This window comes from Streptomyces sp. WP-1, from assembly GCF_030450125.1.
In the GTDB taxonomy this organism is placed as follows: domain Bacteria; phylum Actinomycetota; class Actinomycetes; order Streptomycetales; family Streptomycetaceae; genus Streptomyces; species Streptomyces incarnatus.
In genome coordinates this window covers 184,676-204,770 of sequence record NZ_CP123923.1, presented here as the reverse complement: position 1 = coordinate 204,770, position 20,095 = coordinate 184,676, and the positions used below count along the sequence as shown (strand labels likewise).

The following is a 20,095-nucleotide window of genomic DNA, read 5'->3' as shown; positions in this document are numbered from 1 at the left end:
CATCCCCGCCCGCACCCGGCACCCCGTCCGCTTCCACACCCCCCACGTCCGCTTCCGCACGCCGGGGCGACCCCACGCCCATGTCCGCTTCCGCACACCGGGTGACCCGACCCCTCTCGGCCCCGACGTCCGCCGATCTCCCCGACCGTCCCCAGGGCCGCCTCCCGACCGGCCCTCCGATACCTCTCAGTCCCCTCTCGAAGCTCAGGAGCAACAGCGTGAACGCACACCAGCCTCTGTCGCGCCGCCGCATGCTCGGCCTGGCCGCCTTGGGCGCCGCCGCACTCACCGGGCAGACCACGATCAGCGCGGCCCCCCGCGCGGCCGCCGCCACCGCCGACGGCGGTTCCGGCAGCACGTTCGTGCCCGCCGTCGTGGTCGGCACCGGGTACGGCGCGGCCGTCTCCGCCCTGCGGCTCGGCGAGGCCGGAGTCCCCACCCTGATGCTGGAGATGGGCCAGCTGTGGAACCAGCCCGGCCCGGACGGCAACATCTTCTGCGGCATGCTCAAGCCCGACAAGCGCTCCAGCTGGTTCAAGACCCGCACCGAGGCCCCGCTCGGCTCGTTCCTCTGGCTCGACCTCGCCAACCGGGACATCGACCCGTACGCGGGCGTCCTGGACCGGGTCAACTTCGACCAGATGTCCGTGTACGTGGGCCGCGGGGTCGGCGGCGGTTCCCTCGTCAACGGCGGCATGGCCGTCACGCCCCGGCGCTCCTACTTCCAGGAGGTGCTGCCCCAGGTCGACGCCGACGAGATGTACAGCACGTATTTCCCGCGCGCGAACTCCGGCCTGCGCGTCAACAACATCGACAAGGACTGGTTCGAGCAGACCGAGTGGTACCAGTTCGCGCGCGTCGCCCGCCAGCAGGCCCAGAACGCCGGCCTGAACACCACCTTCGTGCCCAACGTGTACGACTGGAACTACATGCGCGGGGAGGCGGACGGCACCGTACCCAAGTCCGCGCTGGCCGCCGAGGTCATCTACGGCAACAACCACGGCAAGGTCTCCCTCGACAAGAGCTACCTGGCGGCCGCCCTGGGCACCGGCAAGGTCACCATCGAGACGCTCCACCAGGTCAAGACGATCCGTCAGCAGAACGACGGCACCTACCTGCTGACCGTCGAGCAGAAGGACCCCGACGGCAAGCTGCTCGGGACCAAGGAGATCTCCTGCCGCCACCTCTTCCTCGGCGCCGGCAGCCTCGGCACCACCGAACTGCTGCTGCGCGCCCGGGAGACCGGCACCCTCCCCGGCCTCAGCTCCGCGATCGGCGGCGGCTGGGGCCCCAACGGCAACATCATGACCGCCCGCGCCAACCATGTGTGGAACCCCACGGGCAGCAAGCAGTCGTCGATCCCCGCCCTCGGCATCGACGACTGGGACAACCCCGACAACCCCGTCTTCGCCGAGATCGCCCCCATGCCGGCGGGCCTCGAGACCTGGGTCAGCCTCTACCTGGCCATCACCAAGAACCCGGAGCGCGGCACCTTCGTCTACGACGCCGCCAAGGACCGCGCGGACCTGCGCTGGACCCGGGACCAGAACGCGCCCGCGGTCGCCGCCGCCAAGTCGCTGTTCGACCGCGTCAACAAGGCCAACACCACCATCTACCGGTACGACCTCTTCGGCAAGCAGATCAAGGCCTTCGCCGACGACTTCTGCTACCACCCGCTCGGCGGCTGCGTCCTCGGCAAGGCCACCGACAACTACGGCCGCGTCTCCGGGTACAAGAACCTCTACGTCACCGACGGCTCGCTCATCCCCGGCAGCATCGGCGTCAACCCGTTCGTGACCATCACGGCGCTGGCCGAGCGGAACGTCGAGCGCGTCATCAAGGAGGACGTCGCGGGTTCCTGACGAGCGAAGGGGCGGGGCGCACCGGTGCCCCGCCCCTTCGCCCTGCCCTTCTCCCGCGACGCCCGCCCCTTCTCCCGCGACGCCCGCCCCTTCTCCCGCGACGCATGCCCCGCCCCGCGACGCATGCCCCGCGACGCACGCCCCGCCACGGTGGGCGGCCGATCCCCGACCCGAAAGGGAACGCTTCAGTGAACTCCCCGCTCACCGGGGCCGACAACCTGTGGATCCGCAGGTTCCACCCGCGCCCCGACGCCCGTGTCCGGCTGGTCTGCCTGCCCCACGCGGGCGGCTCCGCCAGCTTCTACTTCCCCGTCTCCCGGTCGATGCCCGAGGACGTGGACGTGCTGTGCGTGCAGTACCCCGGCCGCCAGGACCGCCGCGGCGAACCGCTCGTGGACTCCGTACCGGCGCTCGCCGAGAAGGTCCACGAGGCGCTGCTGCCCTGGACCGACCGGCCCCTCGCCCTGTTCGGCCACAGCATGGGCGCCTCCCTCGCCTACGAGGTCGCCCGGCGCCTGGAGCGGGACCAGGACATCGTGCTCGCCGCCCTCATCGCCTCCGGCCGCCGCGCCCCCTCCACGCACCGCACCGAGACCGTCCACCTGCGCGACGACGAGGGCCTGGTCGCCGAGATGCGCGCCCTCAGCGGCACCAACCCCCAACTGCTCGGCGACGAGGAGATCCTGCGCATGATCCTCCCGGCCATCCGGGCGGACTACCGCGCGGCCGAGACGTACACCTGGACACCCGGACCGTCCCTGCGCTGCCCGGTGACCAGCCTCGTCGGCGACGACGACCCGAAGGCCACGGTGGAGGAGGCCGCCGCCTGGTCCGAGCACACGGAGGGCCCCTTCGCCCTGAGGGTCTTCCCCGGCGGCCACTTCTTCCTGGCCGAGCACCAGCCGGAGATCATCCGCCTCATCACCTCCCGGCTGCGGGCGCCCGCACAGCCATGAGCACGGGGCGGGGGCCGGCCGGAGGGTGACCCGCGTCGCATCGGAGCGGGCAGGGCTTGCTATGCAACGAGTTGCATAGCAGGATCGACGGCATGGCGCTCGAACACGCGATCCTGGTGTCGCTCTTGGAGAAGCCGGGCTCCGGCTATGAGCTGGCCCGGCGTTTCGAGCGCTCCATCGGCTACTTCTGGACCGCGACCCACCAGCAGATCTACCGCGTGCTCAAGCGCATGGAGAACGACGGCTGGGTCGACGCCCGGGACGTCCCGCAACAAGGACGGCCGGACAAGAGGGAGTACCGCGTCGCCGACCTCGGCCGCGCCGCGCTGTCCTCCTGGCTGCACGACCCGATCGAACCGGAGAGCGTCCGCCACGACCTGGCCGTCAAGATCCGGGGCGCCGCCTTCGACGACCCGGCCGCCCTGATCCGCGAGGCGGAGCGGCACCGCCGGGCGCACCGGGACCGGCTGACGCACTATCTCGCGGGCCAGGCCCGGGACTTCACGGAGCCCGGCGCCGGTCCGCAGGAGCCGCCCGACGCGGAGCGCGAGCTTCAGCACGCCGTCCTGCGCGGCGGCATCGCGTACGAGCGGATGATGATCGGCTGGCTGGACGACGTGCTCGCCACCCTGTCCCGGTTCGGTCCGGACCGCTGATCCCCGCCGGCCCGGCCCCTCCTGCCGTCGGGCCACCCGACTCCCACAAGCCCACCAGCCGAAAGGCGCCCTCACCCATGGCTGACCAGCTGCTGCTCAACCCGCGCACGTACGACCCCGCGCACTTCGACCCCGAGACGCGCCGCCTGCTGCGGGCCACCGTCGACTGGTTCGAGGAGCGCGGGAAGCGGCGGCTGATCGAGGACTACCGCAGCCGCGCGTGGCTCGGCGACTTCCTCGCGTTCGCGGCGAAGGAGAACCTGTTCGCCACCTTCCTCACCCCGTCGTCCGCCGCGGGCGAGGGCGAGCCGGACAAGCGCTGGGACACCGCGCGGATCGCGGCGCTCAACGAGATCCTCGGCTTCTACGGCCTGGACTACTGGTACGCCTGGCAGGTCACGATCCTCGGCCTCGGCCCGGTGTGGCAGAGCGACAACGCCGCCGCCCGCGCCCGCGCCGCGCAACTCCTCGACCAGGGCGAGGTGTTCGCGTTCGGGCTCTCCGAGAAGGCCCACGGCGCCGACATCTACTCCACCGACATGCTGCTCGCACCCGACGGCGACGGCGGCTTCCGGGCCACCGGCTCCAAGTACTACATCGGCAACGGCAACGCCGCCGGACTCGTCTCCGTCTTCGGCCGCCGCAGCGACATCGACGGGCCCGACGGCTACGTCTTCTTCGCCGCCGACAGCCGCCACCCCGCCTACCACCTGGTCAAGAACGTCGTCGACTCCTCGAAGTTCGTCAGCGAGTTCCGCCTGGAGGACTACCCGGTCGCGGCCGAGGACGTCCTGCACACCGGCCGCGCCGCCTTCGACGCCGCCCTCAACACCGTCAACGTCGGCAAGTTCAACCTGTGCACCGCCTCCATCGGCATCTGCGAGCACGCGATGTACGAGGCCGTCACCCACGCCCACAACCGCGTCCTCTACGGCCGCCCCGTCACCGACTTCCCGCACGTACGGCGCGAGTTGACCGACGCGTACGTCCGGCTCGTCGGCATGAAGGCGTTCAGCGACCGCGCGGTCGACTACTTCCGCACCGCGGGCCCCGACGACCGCCGCTATCTGCTCTTCAACCCGATGACGAAGATGAAGGTGACCACGGAGGGCGAGAAGGTCATCGACCTGATGTGGGACGTCATCGCCGCCAAGGGCTTCGAGAGGGACAACTACTTCGCCCAGGCGGCCGTGGAGATCCGCAGCCTGCCGAAGCTGGAGGGCACGGTCCACGTCAACCTGGCGCTGATCCTGAAGTTCCTGCGCAGCCACCTCCTCGATCCGGCCGACTACCCCGCCGTGCCGACCCGCCACGAAGCGGCGGACGACGACTTCCTGTTCCGGCAGGGCCCGGCCCGCGGCCTGGGCGCGGTGCGCTTCCACGACTGGCGGCCCGCCTTCGACACCTACGCGCACCTGCCCAACGTGAGCCGGTTCCGCGAACAGGCCGACGCCCTCTGCGCGTTCGTCGCCACCGCCGCCCCCGACGCGGAGCAGAGCCGCGACCTCGACCTCGTCCTCGCGGTCGGCCAGCTCTTCGCCCTCGTCGTGCACGGCCAGCTCGTCCTGGAGCAGGCCGCGCTGACCGGCCTCGACACGGACGTGCTCGACGAACTCTTCGCCGTCCTCGTACGGGACTTCTCCGCACAGGCCGTCGAACTGCACGGCAAGGATTCGGCAACCGAGGAGCAGCGGACCTGGGCCCTCGGCGCGATCCGCCGCCCCGTCGCGGACCAGGCCCGCACGGACCGGGTCTGGCAGCAGGTGGCGGCGCTGTCCGGGTCGTACGAGATGGCTCCGTAGACCGGCCCACCCCGAAGCACCCCGGGGCGGTCGCACCGGCGCCCGGCACGCGCCCGCCCCAGGTCTTGAAAACGCCGTTTTGCCGGACCGGCAACAAGAGTGGTGCGACCGGTGCGCCCTGGGTGACGGTGGGCCCGTGACCGACAACATCGCACAAGGATCCCCCGCGCCCCTCGGCGGATACACCGGAGACCCCGCGCTGCGGGCCGAGTGGGACAAGAGGTACGCCGACCGGCCGCAGCTGTGGAGCGGCCGGCCCAATGGCGCGCTCGTCGCCGAGACCGCCGGACTCACCCCGGGACGGGTGCTCGACGTCGGCTGCGGCGAGGGCGCGGACGCCGTCTGGCTCGCGCGCGGCGGCTGGGACGTGACCGCGCTCGAAGTCTCGGGCGTGGCACTGGAGCGGGCGGCCGGGCACGCGCGGGACGCCGGCCTCACCGTCCACTGGGTCCACGCCGCGCTCACCGAGGCCGCGCTCCCGCCGGCCTCCTTCGACCTGGTCTCCGCGCAGTACCCGGCCCTGCTGCGCACCCCCGACGCGGCGGCCGAGCGAGCCCTGCTCGCGGCCGTCGCGCCCGGCGGTGTGCTGCTGCTCGTCCACCACGCGGGGATGGACAGCAGGCAGGCGCACGAGAGCGGCTTCGACCCGGCCGACTACGTCTGGCCCTCGATGGTCGCCGATCTGCTCGACGACGACTGGCGGACAGAGGTGGACGAGCAGCGGCCACGCGTGGCACCCGAAGGCGGCGCCGGCGCACACCACACCGACGACCTGGTGCTGCGCGTACGACGGCTGCGCTGACTACAGTCCGGCCCCGCCGACGAAGGCGCCCGAGGGGCGGGCGACGGCCCAGGCCGCTTCGATCATCCGGAAGATCTCGTCCAGCGCGGCGTCCGGATCGTCCGCCTCGCGCGCCAGCGAGTACGCGTCGATCACGAACCTCGCGAGCGCCCGGCTCGCCGTCGCCCCCTGCGACAGCTCGGGGTCGGCGGCGATGGCCGCGGCCAGCGACTCCGCGTGCCGCAGCCTCATCGACTCCTCGTACTCCCGCAGGGCGGGGGACCCGTCGATCATGCGCCAGACCGGGGCGGCGCCGTCCGCCGTGCAGTGCCGGACCATCGACCGGACCTCGCGGCGCAGCGCGGGGATGAGCGGCTCGTGCGGCGCCCGGTCGGTGACCGCCCCCGTGAGGCGTCGCTCGAAGTCGTCGTCCCGCTCGAACACCAGGGCCTCTTTCGAGGCGAAGTGGGAGAAGAGCGTGGTGACGGCCACGTCGGCCTCGGCGGCCACATCACGGATCCCCACCGCCTCGTACCCCCGCTCCAGAAAGAGCCGCAGAGCGGTGTCGGCGATCTTCTGACGGGTCGCGGCCTTCTTGCGTTCACGGCGTCCGAGCGGCACGGTCATGCCGTGACACTATCAAATACGAACCCGCACCAACTCCAAAACGCTAACCGTTAGTGCTACGGTCACCGCATGAAGAAAGTGAGCTTCGCCGAGTTCGGCGGTCCGAATGTCCTGCGCCTCCTGGACGCCGAGGAGCCCCACGCGGGCCCCGGCCGGATACGCGTCGCCGTGCGGGCGGCGGGTGTGAACCCCGTCGACTGGAGGATCCGCGAGGGCCAGAAGCTGGGGGCCCATCCGATCGAGCTGCCCTCCGGGGTCGGGCTGGACGCCGCCGGGGTGGTGGACGAGGTCGGCGAGGGCGTCGAAGGGGTCGAGGTCGGTGACCGTGTGTTCGGCGAAGGCATCAGCACCTACGCCGAGTTCGCCGTGCTGACGGCCTGGGCCCGGATGCCCGAGGGCCTGACGTTCGAGGAGGCGGCCGGATACCCCTCCGTGATGGAGACCGCGCTGCGCATCATCCGCGAGGTCGGGGTACGGCCCGGACAGACGCTGCTGGTCAGCGGCGCGTCCGGGGGAGTGGGATCGGCGGTGCTGCAGATCGCCCGGGACCGCGGCATCACGGTGATCGGCACGGCCGGCCGCGCGAACCAGGACTATCTGCGCGGCCTGGGCGCCCTCGCCACGACGTACGGCGCGGGCTGGGTCGAGCGGGTACGACGGCTCGGCAGGGTCGACGCGGCCCTCGATCTGGCCGGCTCGGGCGTGATCCGCGAACTCGTCGAACTGGTCGGCGACCCGCGGAAGGTCGTCTCCATCGCCGACCTCGGCGCGCCGGACCTCGGGGTCCGCTTCTCCGGCGTGGCCGGAAGCGTGCCGGACGCGCTCGCCGTGACCGCCGACCTCATCGCGCGGGGAAAGCTCCACATCCCGGTCGAGAAGGCGTACCCGCTCGCCGAGGCCGCCGCGGCCCACCTCGACAGCCAGGCGGGCCACACCCGTGGGCGCCGGGTCCTGATCGTCTGAGAGCCGTCCGGATCCGGCGGGCGTAGCGGGCCGGGCCCGGGACCGGTTTGTGCCGCTCCCGTACCGGCCGCTACGCCCGCCGGACCACGGGCACGGAGTCGCAGCCGCGCAGCCGGGCGTCCCTGCGGGCCCGGCCCGGGGACGCTCCCGCCCCCACCACCCGGCCGTCGGCGACGGCCAGCCACTCGCCCTGGGCGGGATCCGCCGTACCGGACGGCCGCAGCGCCCGGAGGATCGCGGGGTCGGGTTCCGCCGATGCCGCGGGCGGTGTCGGCCGTGGGCGGCCCGCCCGCCACTCGGCGGTGGTGCGCTCGCCGCCCCGCACCCGCGTCCACACCAGGTGCTGCACCACGATCAGCGGCCCCAGCACCGTCAGCAGCGGAAAGGCATCGGTCAGCACGCCCCGCGCGAACAGCGTGTCGACCGCGCAGGACACCGCGAGCCCGACGGCGGCCGCGAGGATTCCGGCGGCCCGGCCGAACGCCTTGACCGCCGTCAGCGGGAAGAGCACCAGGAGCAGCAGATCGCCCAGGCCCAGCGCCACCGGCGGCGCCCCGCGCGTCACCGCGAGCAGCGGGGCGAACGGCAGCCCCATGACCTGGTCGGCGAACCGGTCCATGACCGAGGTGAGCCCGGTGGCCACCAGGTCGTAGCAGGCGAGCGCGCCCGCGAACCACGCCGCCTGCGCGGACCGCATCCCGCTCTGCGCCCACATGGTGGCGACCCCCGCCACCGCCACGACGAGCAGCACGTCGGTGACCACCATCACGGCGAGCGGGCGGCCGAGGAGAGCCAGTACGGCGTCGGCGGCGATGGCGGCCACCGCGATCAGCCAGGCCCGGCCGGCGCCGGTCAGCGGGGCGAGGGTGAACTGGAGCGCCGTACACAGCACCAGGCCGAACACGGTCGCCACCGCGGCGCGCGGCAGGAACAGGTAGAGCAGCGGAGCCGCCGCCACCACGACACACATCACGGCGATGTCGGGCAGTTCGTACCGCCCCACCGGAGGGCGGGGCATCCGCACCCGGCCGAAGTAGGCGGCGCTCGCCACCATGGCCACGAGGACACAGCAGTTGAGGCCGACCAGAGCGGCGGTGTTCATGCCGGGCTCCCGAGGGGCGCGGTGGCCGGGCGCACCGATTCGAAGGTGTGCTCGCGCAGATCGGCGCGGACCGGACCGGTGGGCGGCATCCCGGCCGGGTCGTCGTGGAGCACGATGGCGTCCAGCGCCAGGCCCGCCGCGGTGGCCCGGTCCTCCAGCCTCCCGAGCAGACCGGCACCGGCCCGGCGGCGGGTGAGGACGTGGAGCAGCGGGCCCCCGGGCCCTTCCGTCAGGGCGTAGCGGGCGGGCAGCGGGATGTCGGGCTCGGCCTCCAGCAGGTCCAGCAGCGACCGGGTGGTCACCGCCCGGCTGGCCGGCCCCGACCAGCGGCCGAGGATGAGCGAGGTCGCCGGCATATGGGCGAGTTCGCACTCCGGCGCGGTCTCGGGCCGCCGGACCAGGTCGCCCGTGTCGTAGCGCAGCAGCAGGGTGCACTCCCGGTAGGGGACGTACGGCGTCTGCACGATGACGCCCATCCCGCCGGGCGGTGTCGGCTCCCATGTCTCGGGGTCGAGCACCTCCAGGTGCCCGAACTCGGTGGTGTGGTGCAGATGCCCCGCGCGGCAGACGCTGCCGCCGGACGGCACGGTCTCCGTCATCATGTACGAGCTGGTGACCCGGGCCCCGAAGACCGCCTCCGCCCGTTTGCGCAGCGGTTCGGAGAGCACCTCGCCGCCGACGCCGACCGACTCCAGGCCGAAGTCGGACGCCTGCCAGTCGTGCCGCTCGGCCTCCTCGACCAGGGCGGACAGATAGGACGCCGCGACCGTGAGGTGGGTGATCTGCGGGGCCTTGCCGCGCAGCCCGAGCGGTGCCGCGAGCCGGTCGAGCGTCACCGCCGGGTCCACGGTGCCGATCGGTACGAACGCCGCGCCGATCCGGGTGACCGACTCCGCCACGTTGAGCAGTGGCAGGGTCGCCCGGGAGCAGCCCGCGTAGGCCATGGCGTGCCGGGGCCGAAGTCCCATGCCGAGCACGGCGGACACGGTGCTCATCGCGACCATGATCTCCACCTCGGCCCGCGAGAACCAGACGCTGGTCGGGGTCCCGCTGGTCCCGGTGGTGAGCGCCATCAGCGAGGGGACCGAGGCGGCGGAGACGAAGGCGGCGGGCAGTCCGCGCAGGGCGGACTTGGGGGTGACCGGCACCTGTTCCCAGGTCTCCGGGGTGAGCGTGTCCGGGTCGAGGGCCAGATCCTCGAAGGCCCGGCGGTAGTAGGCGGTGTGCCGGACGGCGGCGCGGGCGGTGGCCCGCAGGCTGCGCGCGGTGACGGTGCGGCGCACCTCGGGGTCGACGGCCCCGGACTGTCCGGGCAGCAGTGCCGAGTCCTCGCCCGGCTCGCCGAACTCCGCCAGCGTCTCGATCAGATCGCGGGCGATCCGTTCGAGGTCCCCCGGCCGGATCCGGCGGTTGCGCAGGATCGCCGTGCTGTACCGCAGCTGTCTGAACGCCGTGCCGAACACGTACGCCTCCCTGTTCCTGGACCGGGAATCCGACTCCCGGTCCAGGCCGGGACCGATCGTCAGGCCATGCTGGCGAACATCGCCGCGGTGAGCGTGCTGAAGGCGTACTTGATGTAGTGCTTGACCATGATGGATCTCCCCTTTTTCAGGCCGCCGCGGGCACGGCTGGGCTCCCGGTGGTGCACTCACGGCTAGAGCAGCCGTTCGATGAACAAGAGGTTAGGCCAAGGCAGTTGAGTGCTCAATGGGAATGGTGCATCTGAACCTCGGTGTTCGTCGGCGCGACGGCCCCGTCGACCGGGAAGCCGCGGTTCCGGCAGGGAGGTTCACGAGGCCCGCCGCAGCCGCAGCGTCACCAGTTCGAACGGCCGCAGGCGCACCGCGATCCGGTCGCCGTCCCGCCGGGGTGCCGCCGCCTCGGGCAGGGGCCGCTCCAGCAGGTCGGTCACCGTGGCCCCGGTGACCTCGAACCCGGCGGTCAGCGTGGCCCGGGCCCGGCCGCCGTGGGCCTCGTGGAAGCGCACCACCACATCGCCGCTGCCGTCGTCGGCCAGCTTCACCGCCGTCACGACCACCGCGTCCTCGTCCACCGACACCAGCGGCGCGACCTCCCCGGCACCGGTCGCCCGCCGCTCGGGCACATTGATCCGCCAGCCCTCGCGCACCGCGTCGGCGATGCCCGCGCCCGGCACCAGCGCGTGCCGGAAGCGGTGCACGCCCTGGTCCGTCTCCGGGTCGGGGAAGCGCGGGGCGCGCAGCAGCGACACCCGGACCGTCGTGGTGGTGCCGTGGTCGCCGCCGGCGCGGACGGTGCGGGTCACATCGTGGCCGTACGTCGAGTCGTTGACGACCGCCACGCCCCAGCCCGGCTCCTCCAGCTGGACGAAGCGGTGGTTGCACGCCTCGAACCGGGCGGCCTCCCACGAGGTGTTGGTGTGGGTGGGCCGGTAGAAGTGCCCGAACTGGGTCTCGGACGCGTACCGTTCGGCGTGCACGTCCAGCGGGAAGGCCAGCTTGAGGAACTTCTCCGTCTCGTGCCAGTCCACCTCGGTGTCCAGCACCAGCCGCCGCTCACCCGCCGCCAGCGACAGCACCTGGGTGACCCGGGAGGAACCGAAGGACCGGACGATCCGCACCGACGCGCCGTCCTCGCCGGGCGCGACCGACTCGGCGTCGGTGAGGTCGGTGACGGTGTTGCGGTAGAACTCGTCCACGTCCCAGGCGTCCCACATGTTCGGGAAGTCGGGGTGCAGTTGGAGGAGGTTCGCGGCCCGGCCGGGCGCGACCGTCTCCCGGTCGGCCTCGATGTCGTACGCCGAGACGACCAGACCCCGGCCGTCGATCTCGACGCGCAGCAGCCCGTTGTCCAGGACGTGCCCGCCGCCCGCGCGGGCCGCGAGGCGGGTACGGCCCTCGGTCGCGGGGGTGGCCGCGGCGCCGGCCGGGACGCCCGCGCGGGCGTGCGGGGCCGCGTTGAAGACCAGCGGTGTGCCGCCCTCGCCCGCCAGCGCGCGCTGGGCGCCCTCGATGATCTCGTCCAGTTCCCGTGCGACGCGCCCGTAGGTCGCCCGTGCCTCACGGTGCACCCAGGCGATGGAGGAGCCGGGCAGGATGTCGTGGAACTGGTGGAGCAGCACCGTCTTCCAGATGCGGTCGAACTCCTCGTACGGATAGCGGAACCCGGTCCGTACGGCCGCCGTCGCCGCCCACAACTCGGCCTCGCGCAAAAGGTGTTCGCTGCGCCGGTTGCCCTGCTTGGTCCCGGCCTGACTGGTGAGGGTGGCCCGGTGCAGCTCCAGGTACAGCTCGCCGACCCACACCGGCGGCTCGGGGTACTCGGCCTCGGCCCTGTCGAAGAAGGCCCGCGGGGTCTCCCACACCACCCGCGCCGAGCCCTCCAGATCACGCAGCCGGGCCGCCTTGGCGACCATCTCGCGGGTGGTGCCGCCGCCCCCGTCGCCCCAGCCGGTGGGGGCGAGCGAGTGCCGGGCGACGCCCTTGTCCTTGAAGTTGCGGGCGGCGTGCGCGATCTCGCTGCCCTTCATGGAGCAGTTGTAGGTGTCGACGGGCGGGAAGTGCGTGAAGACGCGCGTGCCGTCGATGCCCTCCCACTGGAAGGTGTGGTGCGGGAACTTGTTCGTCTGCGACCAGGAGATCTTCTGCGTCAGCAGCCGGGTGGCGCCCGCCGCCCTGATGATCTGCGGCAGTCCGGCGGCGAAGCCGAAGGTGTCGGGCAGCCACGCCTCGTCGTTCTCGATGCCGAACTCGTCGAGGAAGAACCGCTTGCCGTGCACGAACTGCCGGGCCATCGCCTCCGAGCCGGGCATGTTGGTGTCCGACTCCACCCACATGCCGCCCGCCGGCACGAACCGCCCGTCCGCCACCGCCTTCTTCACCCGCGCCCACACCTCGGGCCGGTGCTCCTTGACCCATGCCCACTGCTGCGCCTGGGACATGGCGAAGACGAAGTCCGGTTCGTCCTCCAGCAGGGCGGTCATGTTGGACGTGGTCCGGGCCACCTTGCGCACGGTCTCGCGCAGCGGCCACAGCCAGGCGGAGTCGATGTGCGCGTGCCCGACGGCGCTGATCCGGTGCGCGGAGGGCACGGCGGGCGCGGACAGCACGTCGCCGAGCAGCGCGCGGGCGCGGCCGGCGGTGCCGCCCACATCCTGGAGGTCGACGGCGTCGAGCGCCCTGTCCACGGCACGCAGGATCTCGTAGCGGCGCGGGGAGTCCACCGGCAGCTCGGCCATCAGCTCGCCGAGCACCTCCAGGTCGATCACCAGCTGCCACACACCCTCGTCGAAGACCGCGAGATCCATACGGGTCAGCGTGTACTGCGGCTCGCTGCCCGCGGTCTCCTTGTCGCCCAACTGCGTGGGCAGGAAGGGGTGGTAGTCGAGGATGACGGGGTTGGACGCGGCCTCGATGTGCAGCCGTACCTCCTCGCCGCCCGCGACGGGCGCGCCGACGCGCACCCACTGGTTGCGCGGATTGAGGCCCTTCACCGGGGTGCCGTCGGGCCGGTAGACCAGGCCCTCGCACTGGAAACCGGGCATGTTCTCGTCGAAGCCGAGGTCCAGCAGCGCCTCCACGGTCCGCCCGGCCCACTCCTCGGGCACGGTGCCGGTCACCCGGAACCAGCTGGTGCCCCACGGAGCACCCCACCGGGCGCCCGTCCGGATCGGCTCCGGTTCGGCGGCCAGCCCCTCGGCGACCGGCACGGGCTCGCCGGGCGCGTGCCACACCGCGACATCGAGGGGGACGGACGCGGGGTACACGGCGGGGCGGATGCGCTCGTCGAGGACGCGCTTGAGCCGGGCTTCGACCAGACTGCGGTCGTCATGCATGCGGGATGCTCCGTAGGTCGTGGGTCAGCGGGGGATCAGCGGGTGGTCACCAGGGGGAGCGGGCGGTCATCGGAGGTGGGTGACGGTCGAGGGCGCGGACGAGGTGTACAGCTCTCCTACCGCACGCACCTCGATCCGCACCCCGCGCTCGCCCGGCGCGGGCGTCTGCCCCCCGGTGAAATACGCCCGCTGGCCGGTGCCGCCCAGGAAGCGGCGGGTGCCGTCGGGCAGCACACGGTGCACGGTGTAGTGGCGTACCGTGCCCGGGGCCGGGTGGTCCCAGGCCAGGCGCAGGTCGCCGCCGGACGCGGCGGTGATCCGCAGACCGCTGGGGGCGGCCGGGGTGTCGGTGCCGTCGTGGACGGCGAGTCCGCCGAGCCGCCAGCTCACCGGGCCCCCGCCGATGGCGCTGAGCCGGACGCCGAGGGCGTGCACGGTCCCGGACAGGCCGGTGAGCCGTACGGCCGAGGTGTGCCAGCCGTCGCCCGGCCCGGCGGGCACGGGCAGATAGGTGTACGGCGGCGCGGTCCCGGCCGTGCCCGGCTCGGCGGTCGCCACGGCCAGCTCGACACGGACGGCCCCCGCGTCCGTGCGATGGGTCAGCTCGACCACGGTGCCGGGGGAGACCGGCAGCCGGGTCGCGTACAGGTCCAGCTCGGCCGGGCGGTCGAGCGCGCCGGTCAGGAGGACGCTGCTGCCGCCGCGCCAGGCGTCCGCGAAGTCGAGGGCGACGGTGGGGCGTTGACCGTCGGTGCGCACCACCCAGCGCCGGGAGGGCAGCCGGTCCTGGAGGCCGAGGTGGTTCCAGGGGGTGTCCGAGGCGACCTCGCCGTCCTCGTACCAGCGCAGCCCGTGGCCGGTGTTGAAGACGCTCGCGAACGGCAGCGCGGCGACGGTCGACCGGTCGGCGACGGACACGGCGGGGGCCCGCCAGCCGTCGGTGGGGTCGGGACGGGACGGATCGAGGGAGCGGCCGGTCCAGAACCGGTCGTCGGCGGCGTGGAAGTCCTCCGGGGTGTGGCCGGCGGGCAGGTGGTTGCGGGTCCACTCGGGCCGGTACAGGCCGATCGAGGTGAGGTGCGCGCGGTCGGCGGGCACGATCGCGTCCCAGTCCACGGAGCTGTTCCAGCCGCCCGACTCCACGTCGACACCGGCCCACAACGCGTAGCGGCTGCGGCCCAGTTGTACGGCCTTCTGCCCGGAGGAGGCGAGCGAGGACGCGCTCCAGCGGAAGTCGAGGAACATGGCGTCGGCGGCCTGGAAGAGGGCCTGGTTCTGCCCGTTGAGCGCGCCCTGCCAGCTCACCGAGCCGTTCACGGTCATCGCGTCGTACCAGGTGATCCGCTGCCCCGCGGCCGTGGCGAGCCGCTTCAATTCCTTGACGAAGCCGAGCATGTCGGCGCCGAGGGCGCTGTCGCCGCCGTCCGTCTCGGCGTTGACGAACCACCCGTCGAAGCCGTGGGCCGAGGCGACCGCGACGAGCTGGGCGGCGAGCGGGTAGTGCCCGGAGCTGTCCTTGCGCACCAGGTCGCGGGTCCACCGGAGCTGTCCGCCGTACGCGGCGGGCGGCAGGAAGATGTTGCCGAGGACGGGAACGCCGTGCCGGTGGGCGGCGTCCACGACGGGCGCGTTCGGGGCGAGGATCAGGCCCTCCCCGGACGAGCCGCCCCAGAACACCAGCTCGTCCATGTACGCCCAGTGGGTGAGGGCGTAGTAGTCGGCGGTGGCCGAGCCCTGGGAGGGATTGGCGGAGGTGGGCCCGAAGGAGACCAGGGACTGGATCCGGGCCTGCCCGGCGCGGGCGGTGGTGTTCGCCGGGGTCGGGGTGAAGCGGGGCGCGAGCGGGACGGAGGCGGTGTTGAAGGGCAGATCGGCGTCGGTGGCGGCGCGCCAGCTCTTCAGACTGCGCCAGGTGATGCCGGGCCCGGGACTGCCGGAGGGCAGGGAGTCCGGGTACCAGTAGGAGGCGTACGGCTGGAGCGCGGCCGTCGCCTTCGGGGCGGCCTCGGCGGTGCCGGCGGACAGCGCGGGCAGGAACGCGGCGGCGGCGCCTGCGAGCAGGACGGTGCGTCTGGTGGGGTTCACGAGCGGATGCCTCCTCGGGATGTGCGCAGTACCTGGTCGGGTGTGACGACCTCCGTGACGGCGCGGGCGGTCAGATGGTCCTGGTCGGCCGCCCGGGTGTCGAGGACGGTGGTGGGACGGGCGCCGTCGGCGGTCAGCCGGAAGAACGCCTCGAAGACGTCGCCGCCCGGGGCGCAGCGGGAGCGGGCGCCCGGGTCGGCGGGGACGGTGAGGGCGAGGGTGCGCGGCGCCGGCACGGCGGCGTGGTCGCGGGCCGCGCGGGACAGGACGCGGGCGAGGTCCTTGGGACGGCGATCGTTCGTCAACAGGCCGAGACCGTATTCGAGTTCGGGGAAATCGGCGAGGTCGCGGGAGACGTCGTGGGAGCACCACCAGGTGATGCCCCACAGGTCGGGGCAGTCCAGCGCGTTCGCCACGGTGGCCTCGGTGAAGGCGGCGGCGTGCTCGGCGGGGACGAGGGGGGCCGGGGCGCCGACCTCCTGGAGCCACACGGGCCGGTGCGGGTCCTCGGCCCATGCCTTGCTCAGCTCGATCAGGTACGCGGCGTGGTGCTCGGTGGCCACGGAGGTACGGCCGTGCCGCTGGGCGGTGCCGTTGAAGACCCAGGAGTGCACGGCGGTGAGGGCGCCGCGCCGGGCCGCCTGGGCCGGGGTGAACGGCATGTCGTCCTGGTACCAGGTGGCGTCGTACTCGGCGTGCAGATGCAGCTTGCCGGGGGCGCCCCGCTCGCAGGCGGCGAGCATGCGTTCCAGCCAGGCGTCGATCTGGTCGGCGGTGGCCCGGTCGGGGTCGGGGTGGGGGCCGGCGGAGAACTGGTTGACCTCGTTGCCGAGGGTCATGCCGAGGAAGTTCGGCCGGTCGGCCAGGGCGGCGGCGAGGGTGCGCAGATAGGCGGCCTGGCCCTCCAGCACCTCGGGGTCGGTGAAGAGGTTGCGCCGGTGCCAGGTGCGGGTCCACGCGGGCAGGAAGTCGAAGCTGGACAGGTGCCCTTGCAGGCCGTCCACATTGACGTCGAGTCCGCGTTCGGCCGCGGCGTCGACCAGTCGCACCAGCTGCTCCACGGCGCGGGGGCGGATCAGCGCGCGGTCGGGCTGGAAGTACGGCCACAGCGGGAAGACCCGGATGTGGTCCAGGCCGAGCGCGGAGACGGAGTCCAGATCGGCGCGTACGGCGTCGAGGTCGAAGTCGAGCCAGTGGTGGAACCACCCCTGGCTCGGGGTGTAGTTGACGCCGAAGCGCACGGCAGCAGGCATACGGGGTCCTTGCGGAAGCGGGACAGGGGAGGGGGCCCGGGATCAGCCCTTGACCGCGCCCTCGCCGACCCCGCGGAAGAAGTAGCGCTGGAGGCAGGCGAAGAGGGCGATCAGCGGTGCCACGGCGATGATCGTGCCGGCGGCGACGAGGCGTTCGTCGTTGGCGAAGGTGCCGTGGAGGTAGTTGAGGCCGATGGTCAGGGTGAACCTGGACGGGTCGCTGAGCACGATCAGCGGCCACAGGAAGTCGTCCCAGGCACCCATGAAGGCGAAGATCGCCACCACGGCGAGGGTGCCCCTGACCGAGGGCAGCGCGATCCGCAGGAACCGCTGCCAGACGTTCGCGCCGTCGACGTAGGCGGCCTCCTCGATCTCGTAGGGCAGGTTGAGGAAGGCGTTGCGCATCAGCAGGACGTTCATCGCGCCGATCGAGCCGGGCAGGACGACGCCGATGAGCGTGTTGTTCAGGCCGAGTTCCCGCATGGTCGTGAACTGGGCGATGATGATGCCCTCCGCGGGCACGAGCATCGCGAGGACGAAGACCAGGGCGGCCACCCGGCGGCCCCGGTAGCGCAGCCGGGCCAGGGCGTAGCCGGCGAGGGCGGAGCCGACGCAGTTGGTGACCACGTTCGCGGCGGCGACCTTCAGGGAGTTGAGGGCGTAGTCCCAGACCGGGATGGTCTCGGACACCCGCTCGTAGTTGTGCAGGGTGGGGTGGCCCGGCAGGAACTTCGGCGGGGAGCTGAAGATGTCCTCGGTGGGCCCCTTGAACGAGGTGGACAGCTGCCACACGAACGGGCCGACGGTCAGCACGAGTACGGCGGTCAGCAGCACGTAGCGCAGGACCAGTTCCCACCCCGGGATACGGCGGCCGTTCTCGTCGGTGAAGCGGGGCGCGCGGGGGCGGGCCGGCCGGGTACCGGCCTCGGGTGCCTTCTCGGCGACGCTCACGAGTCCTCCTTCCGGTCGGCGCGCAGGACGAGCAGCATCAGGACGACGGTGACCGCGAAGACGACCAGCGAGATCGCGGAGGCATAGCCGACCCGGCCGGTCAGACCGGTGCCGGTGCGCTGGACGAGCATCACCAGGGTGGTGTCCTCGCCCGCCGGGCCACCGCTCGGCGAGGCCAGCAGATACACCTCGGAGAACACCTTGAAGGCGGAGACCGAGGAGAGCGCGGCGACCAGGACCATGGTGGAGCGGATGGCCGGCACGGTCACGGTGAAGAAGCGGCGGACCGGGCCCGCGCCGTCCACGGCGGCGGCCTCGTGCAGCTCACGCGGCACATTCGCCAGCGCCGCCAGATAGATGATCATGTAGTAGCCGAGGCCCTTCCAGACCGTGACGGCCATCGCGCTCAGCAGGAGCAGCCACTGGTCGCTGAGGAAGCCGACCTTGCCCACCCCGATCGTCTCCAGGAGCGAGTTCACCAGGCCGCGCTCGTCCAGCAGCCACACCCAGATCAGGCCCACCACGACGATCGAGGCGACGACCGGGGTGTAGAAGGCGGACCGGAAGAAGGTGATGCCGGGGATGTTCTTCTGCACCAGCAGGGCGAGCAGCAGCGGCAGGAGCACCAGCGCGGGGACGACGCCCACGACGTACAACGCACTGTTGCGCAGGCCGATCCAGAACATGTCGTCGTGCAGCAGCTCGCGGAAGTTGGCGAGGCCGACGTACTGTCCCGGGATCAGGGTGCGGCGGTCGGTGAAGGCGTTGAGCACCGTGGAGACGAACGGGTAGAGGATGAACGCGCCGGTGATCAGCAGCCCCGGGGCGGCGAACAGCCAGGGACTGGTGGGCAGTTGGCGCCGTATCCGGAGCGCCGGTCGCCGCTCCGGGCGCCGCGCCGGACGCGACGGGCGCGTCCGGGAGACGGTCGAGGTGGCCATGGTGCGCTATCCCTGCTGCTTCAGAAGCCGGTCGCACGCCGTGACAGCGTTGTCGAGAGCCGCCTTCGGGCTCTGCTTGCCCTGGAGCGCCTTGCCGACCTCGTTGCGCAGCGCGGTCTTCATCTGGTCGCTGAACAGCACGGGCGTGTAGTTGACCGCGTTCTTCAGCGACTTGGCGGCGGCGACGCGCACCCGGGTCTCGTCGGTGCCGTCCTCCTCGGTGAAGTACGGATCGTCGAGGGATCCGGCGGTGGACGGGAAGATGGCGACCTTCTTGGCGAAGGACATCTGGTGGGCGGCGTCGGTGACGTAGTGGGCGAAGGCGACGGCGGCGGGCGTGTTCCTGGTCCGGGAGTTCACCATCACGCCCATCACATACATGTTGACGTGGCCGGTGTTGGTGATCTGGTCGGTGATGCCGATGTTCTTGTACAGGCTCGGCGCCTGCTTCTTGAAGTTGTCCAGGTCCAGGGCGCTGCCGGGGTTCATGGCGACGGCCTGGGTCAGGAACTCCTTCCCGGCCGACTCCGGAGTGGCGTTCAGCGCCTGCGGATCCAGCCCCTTGGCGTCGTACAACTGCTTGTACTTGGTGAGGAGTTCCACCCCCTTGGCGTCGTTGAAGGTGAAGCCGGTGCCGTCCTTGTCCATCAGGGAGGCGCCGTAGCGGCCGAAGTCCTCGATGGTGGGGATGTTGGCGAGGGTGGCCACCTTGCCGCCCGACGTGTGCGCCATCCGCACCGCGTCGGCGAACAGCTCGTCGTACGTCTTCGGGGGCTTCGCCGGGTCCAGCCCGGCCTTCTCGAACAGGCCCTTGTTGTAGAACATCGGGCCGGTGTTCAGGTACCAGGGGAAGGCGTACGTGCCCGTCATGCCGGGGACCTGGTGGCTGGCCCAGGCACCGGGCAGGTACTCGCCCTTGTACTTCGCGGCGGCCTTGTCGAGGTCCATGGCCAGGCCCGCCTTGGCGAGCGGCGCGACCAGGTCGGGGGAGACGTTGACGACGTCCGGCAGGGTCCCCCCGGCCGCGTCGGCGCTGATCTTGTCGGCGTAGCCCTCGGCGGGCTGGTCGACCCACTTGACGTGGGTGCCCGGGTACTTCTTCTCGAAGTCGCCGATCAGGCCGTCGAAGTAGCCCTTGAAGTTGGCGCGCAGGTTCCAGGTCTGGAAGGTGATGTCGCCCTCGACCTTGCCGGAGGCGTCCGTCGAGCCGCCGCCCCCGCCACCGGAACCGCAGGCACTCAGCGGCAGGAGGAGGGCGGTGACGGCGGCGGCGAGTGCTCTGCGGGATATGGGCACGGTGACA

Annotated in this window: 16 protein-coding genes; 6 read left to right on the top strand and 10 right to left on the bottom strand. The window is 72.2% G+C overall.

Going from position 1 to position 20,095, the window contains the following annotated elements; genetic code table 11:
* Nucleotides 1-251: 251 nt before the first annotated feature.
* From QHG49_RS00890 to QHG49_RS00870, 5 genes are all read left to right on the top strand, one after another.
* A complete protein-coding gene (locus QHG49_RS00890) occupies nt 252-1,862 on the top strand; it encodes a GMC oxidoreductase (protein ID WP_145489446.1) in 1,611 nt (536 codons plus the stop codon).
* Nucleotides 1,863-2,050: 188 nt separating this feature from the next.
* Nucleotides 2,051-2,818, top strand: coding sequence for a thioesterase II family protein (locus QHG49_RS00885; protein WP_301486840.1), 768 nt, complete (start codon nt 2,051-2,053; stop codon nt 2,816-2,818).
* 92 nt (nt 2,819-2,910) lie between these two features.
* Complete coding sequence (locus tag QHG49_RS00880) at nt 2,911-3,474, top strand: PadR family transcriptional regulator (protein ID WP_301486838.1); 564 nt, start codon at nt 2,911-2,913, stop codon at nt 3,472-3,474.
* Nucleotides 3,475-3,551: 77 nt separating this feature from the next.
* Nucleotides 3,552-5,276 carry an acyl-CoA dehydrogenase family protein gene (locus QHG49_RS00875; protein ID WP_145489310.1) on the top strand — a complete coding sequence of 575 codons (1,725 nt, stop codon included), beginning with the start codon at nt 3,552-3,554 and terminating at the stop codon, nt 5,274-5,276.
* 136 nt (nt 5,277-5,412) lie between these two features.
* A complete protein-coding gene (locus QHG49_RS00870) occupies nt 5,413-6,078 on the top strand; it encodes a bifunctional 2-polyprenyl-6-hydroxyphenol methylase/3-demethylubiquinol 3-O-methyltransferase UbiG (RefSeq protein ID WP_301486834.1) in 666 nt (221 codons plus the stop codon).
* Here the strand turns inward: QHG49_RS00870 and QHG49_RS00865 are convergent, their stop codons facing one another.
* Nucleotides 6,079-6,684 (bottom strand): TetR/AcrR family transcriptional regulator, encoded by a 606-nt coding sequence (locus QHG49_RS00865; protein WP_301486832.1) that lies wholly within the window; start codon nt 6,682-6,684, stop codon nt 6,079-6,081.
* A gap of 69 nt (nt 6,685-6,753) precedes the next feature.
* On the opposite strand from QHG49_RS00865, the gene QHG49_RS00860 reads away from it, so the two are divergent.
* A complete protein-coding gene (locus QHG49_RS00860) occupies nt 6,754-7,647 on the top strand; it encodes an NADP-dependent oxidoreductase (protein WP_145489316.1) in 894 nt (297 codons plus the stop codon).
* 70 nt (nt 7,648-7,717) lie between these two features.
* On the opposite strand, the gene QHG49_RS00855 is transcribed toward QHG49_RS00860, so the two are convergent.
* The 9 genes from QHG49_RS00855 to QHG49_RS00815 form a co-directional block, all read right to left on the bottom strand.
* Nucleotides 7,718-8,749 carry a hypothetical protein gene (locus tag QHG49_RS00855; RefSeq protein ID WP_301486829.1) on the bottom strand — a complete coding sequence of 344 codons (1,032 nt, stop codon included), beginning with the start codon at nt 8,747-8,749 and terminating at the stop codon, nt 7,718-7,720.
* Complete coding sequence (locus tag QHG49_RS00850) at nt 8,746-10,212, bottom strand: phenylacetate--CoA ligase family protein (RefSeq protein WP_301486827.1); 1,467 nt, start codon at nt 10,210-10,212, stop codon at nt 8,746-8,748. The genes QHG49_RS00855 and QHG49_RS00850 overlap by 4 nt, the downstream gene beginning before the upstream one ends.
* Nucleotides 10,213-10,271: 59 nt before the next feature.
* Nucleotides 10,272-10,397: a hypothetical protein gene (locus QHG49_RS00845; RefSeq protein ID WP_268982557.1), complete on the bottom strand. Its 126-nt coding sequence runs from the start codon at nt 10,395-10,397 to the stop codon at nt 10,272-10,274.
* Nucleotides 10,398-10,538: 141 nt separating this feature from the next.
* Nucleotides 10,539-13,562: a glycoside hydrolase family 38 C-terminal domain-containing protein gene (locus tag QHG49_RS00840; RefSeq protein WP_301486822.1), complete on the bottom strand. Its 3,024-nt coding sequence runs from the start codon at nt 13,560-13,562 to the stop codon at nt 10,539-10,541.
* Between the two features lie 66 nt (nt 13,563-13,628).
* Nucleotides 13,629-15,647, bottom strand: a complete 2,019-nt coding sequence (locus QHG49_RS00835) for an endo-beta-N-acetylglucosaminidase (protein ID WP_301486819.1) — start codon at nt 15,645-15,647, stop codon at nt 13,629-13,631.
* Nucleotides 15,644-16,900 (bottom strand): glycosyl hydrolase, encoded by a 1,257-nt coding sequence (locus QHG49_RS00830; protein ID WP_301486817.1) that lies wholly within the window; start codon nt 16,898-16,900, stop codon nt 15,644-15,646. The genes QHG49_RS00835 and QHG49_RS00830 overlap by 4 nt, the downstream gene beginning before the upstream one ends.
* 42 nt (nt 16,901-16,942) lie before the next feature.
* Nucleotides 16,943-17,851 (bottom strand): carbohydrate ABC transporter permease, encoded by a 909-nt coding sequence (locus QHG49_RS00825; protein WP_301486815.1) that lies wholly within the window; start codon nt 17,849-17,851, stop codon nt 16,943-16,945.
* Nucleotides 17,848-18,792: a carbohydrate ABC transporter permease gene (locus tag QHG49_RS00820; protein WP_301486813.1), complete on the bottom strand. Its 945-nt coding sequence runs from the start codon at nt 18,790-18,792 to the stop codon at nt 17,848-17,850. Before QHG49_RS00820 ends, QHG49_RS00825 begins: the two co-directional genes overlap by 4 nt.
* A 6-nt stretch (nt 18,793-18,798) precedes the next feature.
* Nucleotides 18,799-20,088: a sugar ABC transporter substrate-binding protein gene (locus QHG49_RS00815; protein WP_301486811.1), complete on the bottom strand. Its 1,290-nt coding sequence runs from the start codon at nt 20,086-20,088 to the stop codon at nt 18,799-18,801.
* Nucleotides 20,089-20,095 lie beyond the last annotated feature (7 nt).